The 14,583-nt window shown below is 41.0% G+C and carries 6 protein-coding genes; 3 read left to right on the top strand and 3 right to left on the bottom strand.

Going from position 1 to position 14,583, the window contains the following annotated elements; genetic code table 11:
• Positions 1–4 precede the first annotated feature (4 nt).
• On the top strand, positions 5–844 hold the full coding sequence (locus tag MTBBW1_RS22320) for a CheR family methyltransferase (protein ID WP_080807439.1): 840 nt from the start codon (positions 5–7) through the stop codon (positions 842–844).
• Positions 845–870: 26 nt separating this feature from the next.
• Here the strand turns inward: MTBBW1_RS22320 and MTBBW1_RS22315 are convergent, their stop codons facing one another.
• The 3 genes from MTBBW1_RS22315 to MTBBW1_RS22305 form a co-directional block, all read right to left on the bottom strand.
• Entirely contained in the window at positions 871–1,794 is a 924-nt protein-coding gene (locus tag MTBBW1_RS22315; RefSeq protein WP_080807434.1) for an alpha/beta fold hydrolase, read from the bottom strand.
• A gap of 270 nt (positions 1,795–2,064) precedes the next feature.
• A complete protein-coding gene (locus MTBBW1_RS22310; RefSeq protein WP_080807431.1) occupies positions 2,065–3,117 on the bottom strand; it encodes a 3-oxoacyl-ACP synthase III in 1,053 nt (350 codons plus the stop codon).
• A 158-nt stretch (positions 3,118–3,275) separates the two neighbouring features.
• On the bottom strand, positions 3,276–9,587 hold the full coding sequence (locus MTBBW1_RS22305; protein WP_080807428.1) for a beta-ketoacyl synthase N-terminal-like domain-containing protein: 6,312 nt from the start codon (positions 9,585–9,587) through the stop codon (positions 3,276–3,278).
• A 588-nt stretch (positions 9,588–10,175) separates the two neighbouring features.
• Here MTBBW1_RS22305 and MTBBW1_RS22300 point away from each other — a divergent pair.
• Together MTBBW1_RS22300 and MTBBW1_RS28665 are read left to right on the top strand one after the other, a co-directional pair.
• Positions 10,176–14,315, top strand: a complete 4,140-nt coding sequence (locus tag MTBBW1_RS22300) for a response regulator (RefSeq protein WP_186441641.1) — start codon at positions 10,176–10,178, stop codon at positions 14,313–14,315.
• Between the two features lie 78 nt (positions 14,316–14,393).
• On the top strand, positions 14,394–14,583 hold a 190-nt coding region (locus MTBBW1_RS28665; RefSeq protein WP_483863765.1), incomplete at its 3' end, for a response regulator.

Here is a 14,583-nt window from a genome sequence, read left to right as displayed (position 1 = left end):
AAATATGTCTATTAAAGTAACTCCTGCGGAATATGCACATCTGCAAAAATATATTGAAGATCAATGCGGCATTCTCCTTGAAAAAGGGAAGGAATACCTGATTGAATCGCGATTGACAGATCTTGCCCTTGAGAACAGATGTTCATCTTTTACGGAGTTGCTGGCAAAAGCCCGATCTGATTATTCCGGAAAGCTCAAAGATCGTATAGTAGATGCTATGACCACCAATGAAACCCTATGGTTTCGTGATCATAGTGCTTGGGAATATATCCGTGAGGTGGCTGTTCCGTCACTTCTTGACAAAGCCGAGAGCGGAGAACGTGTTAGGGTATGGTCTGCTGCGGCCTCAACGGGACAGGAGGCCTACTCCTTGTTGATGCTGTTCAATGATGAGGTGATTGCCAGGAGAAAGCCCCATCTGTTAAATCAGGTTGAGATCATCGGCACCGATATCTCAACCTCTGCTCTCTCTTCAGCCATAAATGCCCGGTATGGGGCCATGGCTGTGAAACGAGGAATGTCTGAGGAAAAAAAGAGAACCTACTTTACACGAAACGGTGACAACTGGGATTTTGACCAGAAATTAAAAACAAAGGTGACTTTCAAACATTTTAATTTGCAGAATAGTTTTATCTCCCTGGGGCTGTTTGATCTTATTCTGTGTCGCTATGTTGCCATCTATTTTTCTGATCCCTTCAAGCGGGAACTGTTTTCAAAAATGGCAAGGGCACTTAAACCAGGATCTGTTCTTATATTAGGTGCCACAGAGTCTCTCAGGGGATTCTCGCAGGATTTCAATATAATCTATTATAAAGACGCTGTTATAAATGAAAAACCATTGTAAATACAATCCCCCCATCACCAAATATATCAATCCCTAAGAAACCCCCGAATCACAGATGTTGTCTCCCGTGGCTTGTCCTCAAAAAGGTAGTGCCCGGCAGTTTCAAAAAGCCTTACAGGCACCCTTGGAAATCGCTTTCTCCACTCTGCAAGAAAAGATAGATCAAACACAAAATCGTGCTGTCCCCAGAGTATAAGCATTGATTTCTCCTTAAAAAGGTGAAGGTTATCTTCCACATGTTTTACAAGGCTGTAGCTTCTGTCATTTGGTGTAATAGGAATATCCTGGACAAACCTCAGAGTGGCAATTCTGTTTTTCCATGAATTATATGGTGCCAGAAGGCCGGTCTTCACAGCTTTTGAAAGGCTTCTGTAGGGTGCCATATAAAGTGCGGCACGGGAAAAGATATTAAAGCCAAGCACTGCCGGAATTGCAAATGCCTTCAGATATTTTATAAGCCAGAGCCTTATGGGAAGCTCTGTGTTGCTGGGAAGAAAAAATCCTGCGGTATTTGTAATAACGACCTTATCAACCCTGTCCATGTTTCTCAGTGCCCAGGCAAGGCCGATCATGCCGCCCCAGTCATGGAGCACAAGTGAAATTTTTTCATCAGGTTCAAGATTGAGTGAATTGATAAGCACTTCTATATCATTGACTCTGTTTTTAAGGGTATAGTCGTAGTTTCTGATGGATGGTTTATCAGAAAAACCGCAACCGATATGATCGGGTACAATGGTACGAAACTCACCTGAAAGTCCGTTTACAAGATGCCTGAAATAGAATGACCATGTTGGATTGCCGTGGAGCATCAGCACAGGTTTGCCTTCTCCTTCATCCAGGTAGTGCATCTCGTGACCGTCAATATTGATAAAGTGAGATTCAAAAGGATAGAGGCTTTCAAAACCTTCTGTTGTGGTCTCCTTGCCATTGATAATTCGCTTTTTTATCATTCTGTTATTGTCTCTGTTTATGTTATATATATTTATATATGTTAATTTTAATGATTAATATCAACTCAAAAATAGTTTAGACTTTGCTTAAAATTTTGAACCATGGTTAAAGGGATTTAAAGATTAAATGATCAAAAAATCAATGATTACTGGAGGTTAACGTAAAAATCCCATCATTTTACCGTGAAAATGACTATTATTTTTGTATTTAGGGGTGATTGATACGTAATCAATCATGCCTGTTTACCATAAATAATCAATCATGCCTGTTTACCATAAAATTCCCATCATAAGACAGTTTAGTCCTGAGCCTATTCCCATGAAACCTACGTAATCCCCGGATTTCAGAAATTTTTGTTCATGTGCTATGGCCGCTGTCATGGGAAGGGATACTGTCCCCATGTTTCCAAGGTACTGGAATGTTGAGTAATCTTTTTCAGGATCAATGCCAAGCACCTGCTGCACCATTTTCTGGTGGGTTGCTCCAACTTGATGGCATATGAACTTGTCAGGTTTTCCGTCTGGAATATCCAAATGTTTTCTGAATTGTTCATAGGTCTCCACCGAAAGAGTTAATCCATTCTCAAGGACGCCATGTGCATCTGTCCGCATCCTCACCCTTGCGTCTGTGGGCATTCCAGGCTGATCAAATGTCCAGCGGCAAAGATCATTGAACTGGCTTGCCTGCCTTACTGTGCCACCTAACAGTGAATGACGCTCGACATTATCATTGCCAAGGGTGCCATCGGTGAGAAGCACAGCAACAGCGCCTGCTCCTCCGGTCATTGTTGCAATGGTTTTTTTATAAAAATCTATGCTTTTATATTCGTTGATCTCCTGAATGGTGCTCTCCACAATTTGGCGGGCGGTTTCACAGGATACCACAAGGCCGGATTTGATCTGTCCCAGCTCAATGGCATTTGCAACAGTTACCATTCCGGTGATGACCCCAAGACATGCATTTGAGACATCGTATATGTGGGCGGATGGGCTGACTTTAAGGGTGTTAGCTACACTGCATGCGGTTGCAGGTTCAAATCCGTCTCGTCCGACTCCACAGAATACAACGGCTTCAATCTGATCCGGCCTGATATCTGCAAGTTCAATGGCTTTAGCTCCGGCCTTGGCTGATTCTCCCGCAAGAGTGTGGTCAATATTCCAGTACCTGCGCTCTCTGATTCCTGTAAGAGTTGCAAGTTGACCGGATTTGAAACCAACAGCATCATAGAAGGGCTTAAGTTGTGCCTCAATTTCATCTGTTGTGACCACATTCGGGGCCATTTCATAACCTATTGCATCAATAAAAACCTTTGAATATTTCATAGCTCTCTTTCTTTTAAGTCCATTTTTTGCTTATTTCTGAAGGGTATTATTTGATAAACCTGTGAAAAAAAGTCCGATTTAAGGAGCTCTTCCAGAAACCCTATTATAAAATTATTATCCGTGAGTTTGGTTTTTAGGGATTTCTTACGAGGTCATCATTATTTGTTATTGAGCCAGATATTATCAATATCAGTACGGGAGAGTCCGGCTATTTTCATACCCATATTTTTGTAGAGCACAATTCTGTGATCATCTGAAAACATGTGGGCATCTGCAATGACAAAAGGTTCAGGATTAAATCCCATCTTTTTTATTTCAATATCATATCTGGCTTTTTTTGTCTCTCTTGTGACAGGGCCTCTGCACTTAAGATCACTTTCAATGCCTGGGATAATATCATAATGGCAGTTGTCGTTTTGTGATATCCAGCCCATACGCAGGGTGAATATGCGTAGTGCATGGGCACAGCACTCATACATAAGGGTTCCGGGCATTACCATGTCATCAACAAAATGGCATGTGAGAAACCAGTCATCAGGGTGAATATCTGCTTCTGCCGAGATAAAACCCTGACCGAATCTGCCCCCTTTGGGGTTTAATTGTAATACTCGGTCAATAAGATGCATCCTGCCTCCGGGAAGCCTCATGCCTTTTCCAAGGGTAAGTCCCGCAAAGGCTGAACCAAATGCACCTTCAAGGTCTCCAAGGCGGAGTTTTTCCACCTCAGTCTCATTAAAGGATTCTGTTACTCTCTTCAGGTTTGCCTGTTTTTGGGTGTTTGTGTCGATTTCATCTGTCTCTTTATACAACTCTTCTTTTTTCAGGATTATTCCACCTGAATTTTTTACCTCATCAAGGGTGAAAAAACCTGCACATCCATCCCGCATGGATATCAGAAGCTCTTCATTTATGTAGCCTTTGTAGTGGAAAAAGAAAAGGTAAATATCTCCCTGCTTAAGAAATCTGTCAATTTCTATGTGGTACTCTATGGTTTCACCTGGTTCCGGCAGGGTTCTATGAAATGTGACTTTTGCATCCAGCAGGCGGTAACGTCTTTTCCCCTTTACTACATGGTCAATTCCAAGCCAGGAACAAAGAAAAAGATCAGCCTGGCCAGCTTCAATTGATATGGATACAGGAGCCTTACCGCCGTCAAGGTACCAAGCTTTTTCCCTGACATCGTGTTGTGTTATAATTTTGCCGGATGACAGAGAGAGCATTTCTCCTTCAATTGCCATGATTCGATCAACAAGCATTAGCGGGGTATCAGGCAGTCTTACTCTTACCGGATATGTGTCAATTATGCGGAAAGGCTCTCCAAGAACATTTCCAGCAAGTCCTGTAGCAAATTCCATGCACATATTGTAGTCAAAAAGTGGAGCAGGATAATTTTGGGGGGGTGTTACCGAATCATTTTCTAACTCAGGAAATGATATATCTGAAAATAAGGTGCCTGGAAGTGAGACATCTGGCAATGGGATGTTTGTAAGTGAGATATCTGAAAACGAGAGATCAGTACGTGAGAAATCCGGAAGTGAGACATCTGAATGTGAGACATCTGAATGTGAGACATCTGGAGATGATATTTCGTGCCCATTAGCCAGGAGTGCTGAGGCAAGGGTGGTCAGGGAGCTAAACTGCTTTTCAAGTTCAGCCATGTTATTTTGTGAAAATTCAAGGAACTTGATGTGAGCATCTGCTGTTGTACTGTTTGTTTGTACCATTTGTTCAGGATTCCAGGGGAATTGAGCAGAAATCCTGGTAAATGAAGAGTCACACTCTTCGGATTTATCTTCTGTACAGTCATTGCGATAATCTTGTGTAAAGAATTTTTCCGTGGGGGCATAGGATGATTGAGAAGATCTCTCCTGTTCAGTTTGTCTGGATACAGATTGAGACAAGCTTTCCTGTTCAGTTTGCCTGGATACAGATTGAGGCAAGCTTTCCTGTTCAGTTTGTCTGGATTCAGATTTAGAAAAGGCATTTTGTTCAATTTCCCTGGAGATTATTATTGATTCAATATGGTTGAGTTTATGGGCGGGCAGATGAATTAATCTTGATTTACCATGAAAATTTTCATTATTGCGTGAAATTTCTGAATCTTTTAGTGTTTTGGATACTTCTAATGCTGTCCCACCATTGTAAAGAGGGGTAAGATCAACTGGTACTCCACAGGCTTTGAGTGTGGCAAGCCCCTTCAGCAAAGTTAGATGTTCAGGCTCTTCCTTTGATGAGAGGGATATTGCAAGGTAGCTCTCTTTACGTTTTCCAAGTATCTTTTTGACAGCTCTGGTGCAGGAATTTCCAGGTCCCATTTCAATAAAAACACGGATACCGTCCTGCCATGCCTGTTCAATCAGGCGGGTATAATCAAAGCCATACAGTGCCTGATCAAGAATCGACTGTGCAGTTGTTTCAGTGTCAGGAATATAGGTTTTACCCCATGCGCAACTGTAAAAATCAATATTCGGGGGAGGAGTACACGGGAAACGGTGCAGGGCAAGGTAGTCATCTTTGCACATCTTCGCTATTGGACAGTGAACAGTAACAACGCCGTCTAAAGGCATTGAACCGCATCTGGTACGTCTGATGAATTTTTCAACATCATCTTTATGGCCTCCAATGACACTCTCTTCCGGTGTATTAACAATCAGAAGGTAGAGCCGTGTGTACCCACCATTTTGTATCTCTTGTTCCACAAATTCCCTGTTGCGGTTGACTGTTGCTACATACCATATTGGTTTTTCATTATTCTCTAATTTCCAGAGCTTTGATGCTGCAAGATACTCTCCCCCAAGTTTTTTTGTAAAAAGATCAGAATTTTCCATTCGGGCGAGCATCTCTTCAGGATTATCCCATGCCTTTAAAGCAAAAAGTCCCGCAGTTTCCCCAAGGCTATGCCCTATGGATGCATCGGGGAGAATGGAAAATTTTTCAGCAATACGGGTCATGAGTGTTCCAAAAGAAACTTGTCCAAATATCATATTATGTGCATGGCTGTTGATTTTTGACATGGCATCTGTCTGCCAGCCATTTTGCCATGATATTCGTCTTGGGTAGTATAGCTCCGGCAGCATACGGCGTTGAAGTGATGCTCCCTGTTTATCCAGATCATCCATGATGTCAGGAAAAAGTACTCCGAGACCACGCCCCATGCCAGGAAAGTGATTTCCTGAACCAGGATAGAGAAACGCAATTTTTGCATCATGTGGTATTTTTATGTCGGGTGATATTTTTACATCATGAGATATTTTTACATCATGAGATATTTTTACATCATGAGATATTTTTGCATCGTGAGATATTGTTGTATCAGGAGATATTTGTGCATCATGGGGCAGTTGTAAACCATGGGTGGTTTTTATTACATACAGGTTTTTTTTGTCATATGGGATTTTTGAATAGGATGCTATATTTCTGTCAGTATCTTTTTCTGTTAATGGAATGTCTGATTGAGAAAAAGTCAGTAAATTTTTTTGTGTATCTTCATGTGATGCCATTACTACATGGGAGCAGCTTCCATAAGGGGTCATTGATGACAGAGTTGCAACTCTCTCTTTTGAATGCTCTTTTTTTATCCAGAACCCGGGAAATTTTGGAAAATAAAAACATGAATTGTGCCACTCATGGGAATGTGTATAGCTGGTTTGTTCTTTTAAATCTTTTTCTGGTTCAGTAAAGCTTTTTAAAGGTGGAAGAATCCGGTGATGGAGAGAAAGAGCAGAATTTATAAGTGAAAGCATACCTGATATACTGTATGTATATCCTGCAAATGATGAAGCAGAGCCTATGGCACATGAGAGCCTCGGAGCAGATTTATTCCACTCTTTGTGGGAACAGAGAAAGTTACTTTCAATCTCCTTCTCAAAGGTATCACAACTTCCATGGGCCTGATAAAGTTCAATATCTCTGAATGATTTGTGGGAGCGGTTGAGCGCTTGATTCAATGAATCGGAATATACAGATTTCAGATTTTCAAGGGAGATTTGATGATCATTTTTTTCAATGGAAAACTCCCCGCCTGATGCTGTGCCAGTGCCTTTTATCACAGCGTAAATTCTGTCTCCATCCTTTTTTGCCTTATCAAGGGTTTTTAGTACCACGGCTGCAGCACCTTCAGAAGGAGCAATTCCCTTTGAAGATAGATCAAAAGATACAAAAGGGGATAGATCATGCTTCCTCAATCCTGCATTGATTGCCTGTTGACGAATATCGCCTGCCATATCAACGCAGCCGCATAAAAATGTGTCAGTCTCTCCGGAGCTAAGGGATTCAATTGCAATATCAAGGGCTTTTATACCTGAATCCGCACCTGATGATACGGTGAAACACGGGCCTCCAAGTTTGAACTCACGAGCCACTCTGCTTGCAACAATGCCACCAAGTGCCCCAAGGGTTCTTTCAGGTGTAAGGGGTGGAATATCAAGAATCTCAATGAGTTTTGCATAGTGAGTTCCTGAGTTTTTTTGTTTTGATTGCTCTTTTTTAAGCATCTTTTGGAGTTGCCATCTGATATGAAAATCCGTTGCTCCATAGTCAAACTCAATGCCAATGACAGCTCCGAATCTTGTTCTTGGAGCATCTTCATTGGATGGTCTTGGAGCAATCCCAGCATCTTTGACTGCTGCCTTGGCTGCTTTAAGCATGACCAGATGTTGCGGTAGAATATCACCTATCTGATTCGGTGGTATGTGGAACTCTCCTGCATGGGTTATGATCTCTTGTATCCATCCTGAAGTTTTACATCCTGAAGTATCCCTTTGTGAAGTGTCCCTTTGTGAAGTATCCCTTGATTTAATGTTGTTTTCTGTGGTTGCAGATCTATTATTATTACTTGAATTATTACTGAAATCAGAAAAATCTCCGGAGGTAATTTGCTCTGTCTCGAGAGGTTCACTTAAAAGCATTTTTTTTAACGTGTGGATGTCAGAAAAATGACCTGTTATGCATTCCATTCCCACAATTGCAATATTAATCTCACTCTTCAGGGAGTCAGATATTTCTCTTTTTTTCTCTTCATGCTTTTTGTATGAAAAAGATTCAGTTGCCTTAGCTTTTACAGGTATGGATGGTCTGTTCGGCCGGAACTCTTCAAGAAGAATATGGGCATTTATACCGCCAAATCCAAAGGCGCTGACGCCTGCACGCCTTTTTGTGGCCAATGAAGGTTTTACAGAGAAAGCTGAATCTGATTTAAGGGGGTAGGGGAGCCACTCTTCAGGTTTTGTCTGAACATGGAATCCTGTTGTGTGCAGTGGGCTGTTATCTGTTGGTTCCGAGAAATTGAGTGATGGAGGAAGGCTTTTTTCATTCATTGCAAGCAAGGTCTTTATGAATCCTGCTGCCCCTGCTGCTGTCAAAAGATGGCCAGTCATTGATTTGATTGAGCCAATGGCACATCCGTCATTGCCAAGTCCTGCATTTTGCCAGAGGGTTGACATGGAATTCAGTTCAATGTTGTCTCCAACAGGGGTGGCCGAACCGTGACACTCAATATATTGAACATCCCCTGGAGACCATCCGGCACTTCTGTAAGCAGATTCCATTGCCCGTATCTGCCCTTCTGAGGCAGGGGCAACAAGGTTTCCCTCTATGTCGTTTGACCATCCTGAGCCTGCTATTACTCCATATATGGTATCTTTGCAGCGGATAGCATCATTAAGGCGTTTTAATACAACAATGCCGGCACCTTCCCCCACCACAAGTCCGTTGGCGCTTTTATCAAAGGGGGCGCATTTGCCGGTTGGTGAAAGAGCTTTAAGTTGTGTAAAACCTGTCTGGGTGTAAAGGGAGTCAGGCCTTGAAACTCCGCCTGCAATCATCATGTCAGTTTTGCCGGAATTGAGCTGTTCACAGGCAATTTTGATGGCATATAGTGATGATGCACAGGCAGCATCCAGGGTAAAACAGCCTCCTTTAAGAGAAAGCGCCCTGGCAAGTAAGGCCGCAGGCATTGATACCATACTTGCTGCAAGTGCGTCATAACAGGATATTTTTGCACTACCTTTGTGAAAAGATAAGTCCGGAAAATGTTGATTCTCCATAATAATCTTCCAGGCAAGCTTTGAGCTTTTTTCCGTTGGCAGGGCAATTGCAGCAAGAACAACGCCTGTTTTTGAAAGTATTGATGGAGAGTGATAACACTGTGACAGTGCATCCCTTCCCGCATGAAGCACCATATGGTGAAGTGGGTCAAGCTCAAGAAGCAGTTGTCTGTCAAGGCTGTATCCGTGGGGATCAAAATCAAATCCTGTGACAATTCCTGCACGGTCAGAACATGCTGTGTCTGGAAGATAGCTTTTGGAGAGAACAGATTCTCTATGTAGAGCCCACCTCTCCTGTGGAATCTTGACAATGGATTCCTTTTTTTCCATTATATTGCGGCAGAACTTTGTAAGATTGCCGTTGCCGGCTCCGGGAAAGATGCCGGATATCCCTGTAACTGCTATTTTTCCTGTTAATTTTTTCATAATGGGTTCATATATTTTAGAACGGATTGAAATACAAGAGAAGGAGAATGGACAGCTCTGTTACTTTAAGGCATGATAATGCTTCACGGTATGAAAAAATGTTAAAAAAATATTTAAAAACAAGAGCTTAAGATTATATAAATGATCTGTTGTCTGATATGTAAAATTAATGTAAAAGAGAGTTTTGTTGATCATTAAAATTAGGTAAGGTAGGAGACTTCTCTTCAAGAAGTGGACTTTAATTTGGAAATTTTAATGCTCAAAATCGACATCTTATTGCTTTTGCATAAGTTATTGCTGTTGTCTGAACCAGGATAACCAGGATGGATAGGATGCTCAGGATAGATAAGTCTGCCTTATCTTTTTTAATCTTGGGAATCCTTATTCAGAAAATGTTGACAAAGCTTACAAGATCATAGGGCATCCTTCATTTGCCGGTTTACACTTTTCCAATGGCAAAATAACCCGACGGTAGAGACTCAATGCATTGCGTCTCTATTCCAGACAAGAAGTGTAAAGTACTTTAATCTGATATGAAGGATGCCGATCATAGGTGACAACTTTGAGTTAATGAGGCAAAGATATATCGTGTTTAAAAAAATAAAATCAAATCTAAATGATCTTCCAATTTCACGTTATCTGATATTTGTTTTTCTTGCTGTTTCAGTAATTGTGAGCACGCTTGTAACGGTGATATTTTACCATGAAGCATCCAAACAGGTGATGTATGACATAAAAAGGCGCCTTTATGACATTGTTGCCATTGCTTCAATTCAGGTGGATGGTGATCTTCATCAAACCTTGCTTGATCCATCCATGCAATTATCCAAGGAATATGGGGAAATTAAGCACTCCATTCAGAAAATCAGGGATAAATCAAGTGACATTCACTTTATTTATACAATGAGGAGTGTCAACTTAATGAGGAGTATCAACTTATTGAACAGGGAACTTCTGCAACAAGATGAAACCCAGAAAGAACGTTTGCAAAAAGAGAGGGTTCAAAAAGAAGGCGTAACAAAGGAAGCAGTTCAGAAGGACAATGTACAAAAGGAAGTCGTCAACAAGGAAGATGAGCAAGATAAACGGGTTAAAACAGATGCAATAATGTTTGTTGTTGATGCTGAGACAGATCCGGAACAGATTGCAAATTTGGGTGACATTTATCAAGATGCAAGCCCTCTTCTAAAACAGATCTTTGCCACAATGAAAGCTCCTGTAATTGAGAATGAACTCTATACTGATAAATGGGGAACATGGCTTTCCGGATATGCTCCTTTTTATGACAGCTCCGGCAAAAGAGCAGGTGTTCTTGGTGTTGATATCTCTGCTGCAACTGTAAAACAATATCAGAAAAAGCTGCTTGTAAAATCTATTGTTACTTTTTTGTTAATTCTTCCCTTTGTTGTAGCAGCAGCAATCTATCTTGGCAATTACATGGCAAATCCCATAAATATGATGAAAGATGGTGCTGCCAGAATATCAGACGGAGATCTTGATGTCCGACTTGAAATACCTCCTGGCCGTGAAATATCTGTTCTTGCTCGTACACTTAATCAGATGGCTGAAAATCTCCAGCAGGAACAGATGAATCTGAAAAAAATGGCTTTAAAGTATAAAAATATCTTTAACAATGCCACAGAAGGTATCTACCAGACTACGGAAAAAGGAGAACTTCTGACTGCCAACCGCGCCATGCTAAAGATGCTTGGCTACACTTCAATTGAAGAGATGAGAAGATCCATAAATGATCATATTGCAAACATCTATGAAAAGAGTGAGGATCGTCTGAAGGTTATAGCTCATTTGAAAACCAGCGGTTCCCTTGAAGGATATGAAGTTCTCATGAAAAAAAGAGATGGTTCTGTTTTCTGGGCTGAACTTAATGTCCATCTTTGCGATTATGAAAATGGGGAAAAGCTCCTTGAAGGCACAATGAAGGATATAACAAGACGTATTGAGCAGCAGGCAATTGAGATGGAAAAAGAGGCAGCACTTGCGTCATCTAAGGCAAAAAGTGAATTTCTTGCCAATATGAGTCATGAGATAAGAACCCCCTTGAATGCCGTGATGGGACTTACAGATCTTTTAAGACGTACGTCTCTTTCAGAAAAACAGCAACAGTACCTTTCAAAAATAACTGTATCCTCAAAAACACTGCTTGCAGTTATCAACGACATCCTTGATTTTTCCAAAATTGAGGCAGGAAGGCTTGAACTGGAACATGCAAATTTTTCTGTTTATGACTTGATGACCAATATATCCGAAATGTTTGCTTTTAAAGCAGATGATAAGGGTCTGGAATTTCTTCTTTTTATTGAGGAGGGAACCCCTGCTGCACTGATCGGTGATTCGGTACGTCTTGGGCAGATTTTGATCAACCTTGTGGGTAATGCCATAAAGTTTACAGAAAAAGGGGAGATTATTATCAGGGTGGAGTCACTGCCTGTGGACAAAGTTAATTTACATCCGGCAAATAATAATGAGAGTAAAAATGGATCTGAAAATTATCAGCAGGGAGAGTTTGATGATGAATTGAACTTTGATGCAAAACCCTGCGAAACAATTGATCATGACAACAGGGTTATGCTCAGATTTTCAGTTGAGGATACAGGTATCGGTATTCCTGAAGAAAGCCTTGGATTGCTTTTTGATTCATTTACCCAGGCAGATGGCTCCACAACCCGTAAGTATGGGGGAACCGGCCTTGGCCTTGCTATATCACGCAAGCTTGCAAGGCTTATGGGAGGAGATATAGAAGTTAGAAGTCAGCCAGGAAAGGGGAGTTGTTTTTCTTTTACAGCATGCCTTGAACGTCAGGCAGAAAAACACCAGTTGTCATTAAGTCCTCCCAGGGATCTAAGAGGGCTTGAGGTTCTTATTGTTGATGACAATAAAACAGCTCGTGATATTCTTTCATCAACCATAATCTCCTTTAAAATGAATGCTGAGACAGCATCATCAGGAGAGGAAGCAATCAAAAAGATAGAATCCCGTAATAAGCCGTTTGATCTTGTGCTTATGGACTGGAAAATGCCGGTTGGCATGAACGGTATTGATGCTGCAAGAAAGATAAAAACAGGCCTTGAGCTTGAAAAATTGCCCATTGTATGTATGATCTCAGCCCATGCAAGGGAAGATCTTATTCAGCAGACAGACCGCAATTTTCTTGATGCTTTTCTGCACAAACCTGTTAATCAGTCTCTTCTTTTTGATACCATCATGGAGCTTTTTGGAAGGCATGATTCAGTGGTATCCAGGTCATCCGGGGAATCTGTTTCTGGTTTGGGCTTTATAGATGCTGATCGTTACATGCTTAAAGGCAAAAGGGTTCTTCTTGTTGAAGATAATGAAATTAACCGTGAAGTTGCTCTGGAGTGGCTTAACAGCGCAGGAATTATAACTGCCTTTGCTGTTAATGGCAAAGAAGCTTTAATGTATCTTAAAAGATCAGTAAATCAGATTCCTGATATTGTGTTGATGGATATTCAGATGCCTGTAATGAATGGTTTTGATGCCACAAAAGCAATAAGGGAGAGTGAGGGTTTTTCACATATTCCGGTTATAGCTATGACTGCCCATGCATTAAAGGGTGATCGTGAAAAGTGTCTTGAAGCCGGCATGAACGATTATATTACAAAGCCAATTGATCCTGAGGTTCTTTTTGCAGTGTTGGCAAAATGGGCGGCACCGGATACAGCGTCTTTAGATTATGGCACCAAACCTGAAAAAAAAGTTCAAAAGAGTGAAAAAATTTTTGAAAAGAGTGAAAAAATTGCAGAAAAGCATGACGACTCCTTAACAGATGAAAGAGAGAAATTCTCTGAAAGATATGAAAAAAATAAAAATTCTGTAACAAAAGAAAGATACAAGAAACATGAAGAAAAACAGATTCCGCCCTTTGAGATTAATGGACTTGATGTGCTTCAGGGGCTTTTTCGGGCAAACAATAACCATAAGCTTTATAAAAAACTTCTGCGCTCATTTGTAAGGGATTTTTCTAAAGCAGATGATTCTGTTTTGCCTGTTCTGGATACAGAGGCACTGTTGGCTTTACCGGATTCTCATAAAGATGAGCTTTTTGAAAATGCAAGGGCCTCTGTTCATTCTGTCAAGGGAGTTTCAGCAAATATTGGTGCAGTTAAGCTTTCTGCAGCAGCGGCTGACCTTGAGTTGGCAATTTCATCCAAGGAGGCAAATGATAGAACAAATGAAAAATTCATCATTTTTAAAGAAGAACTGCAACTGCTTTTGTCCGGCATAGAGCAACATTTTTCAGATAAGAGTGATGTTACATCAGGAAGACCCCCTGTAGATTCAGATAACAGTGATGTTACATCAGGAGCACCTCCTGTAGATTCAGATAAGAACGATGTTACATCAGGAGCACCCCATGCAGATTCAGGTAAAAGCGATGTTACAGCAGGAGCAGGCTATTCAGATGCCAAAGGAAAAAAACTTGAAATAAATCCTTCAGGCGTGCAGAATAATCAAAAGTTTGAGATTGAAAAACTGCTGGTGGAACTTGAGCATATTGATAGAATACTTGACGATGATCTCAATGCAGCCCGCTCAGGGATTGAATCCATGGAAAATGAACTTAAAGGGATTGTGGATGATTCCTTAATAGAAGAATTGATTGAGTTTATAGATGATTTTGATATTGACGAAGCATCTGAGACAATTGGTAAAATCAGAACTGAATTGAAAATCAGGCAGGGGACTTGAAATAGTTGACAAAGCCGATTTGCCATAATGATGTATGAACCGTAAGTGGCTATTATAACAGGAGCTTTACAAGGGAACATGAACATTAATTTTGATGGGATACAAGATTCCGATGAACGTGCAAAACTGTTGATTGTGGATGACAACAAGCAGAATATTGAGCTGTTAATGGAGCTTTTCAAGGATGAGTACAAGATCGCCGCTGCAAGAAATGCAAAAAGGGCATTGAAAATAGCTGCTTCAGATTCCCCTCCTGACATTATATTAA

Source organism: Desulfamplus magnetovallimortis, assembly GCF_900170035.1.
In the GTDB taxonomy this organism is placed as follows: Bacteria; Desulfobacterota; Desulfobacteria; order Desulfobacterales; family Desulfobacteraceae; genus Desulfamplus; species Desulfamplus magnetovallimortis.
Note: the sequence above shows the minus strand (reverse complement) of the source record. Positions and strands in the feature narration are given on the sequence as shown.

Bases quoted from the DNA above. Each gene is read 5' to 3' on its own strand.
- MTBBW1_RS22310 (WP_080807431.1), bottom strand. From the start codon at position 3,117: ATGAAATATTCAAAGGTTTTTATTGATGCAATAGGTTATGAAATGGCC.
- MTBBW1_RS22305 (WP_080807428.1), bottom strand. From the start codon at position 9,587: ATGAAAAAATTAACAGGAAAAATAGCAGTTACAGGGATATCCGGCATC.
- MTBBW1_RS22315 (WP_080807434.1), bottom strand. From the start codon at position 1,794: ATGATAAAAAAGCGAATTATCAATGGCAAGGAGACCACAACAGAAGGT.
- MTBBW1_RS22320 (WP_080807439.1), top strand. From the start codon at position 5: ATGTCTATTAAAGTAACTCCTGCGGAATATGCACATCTGCAAAAATAT.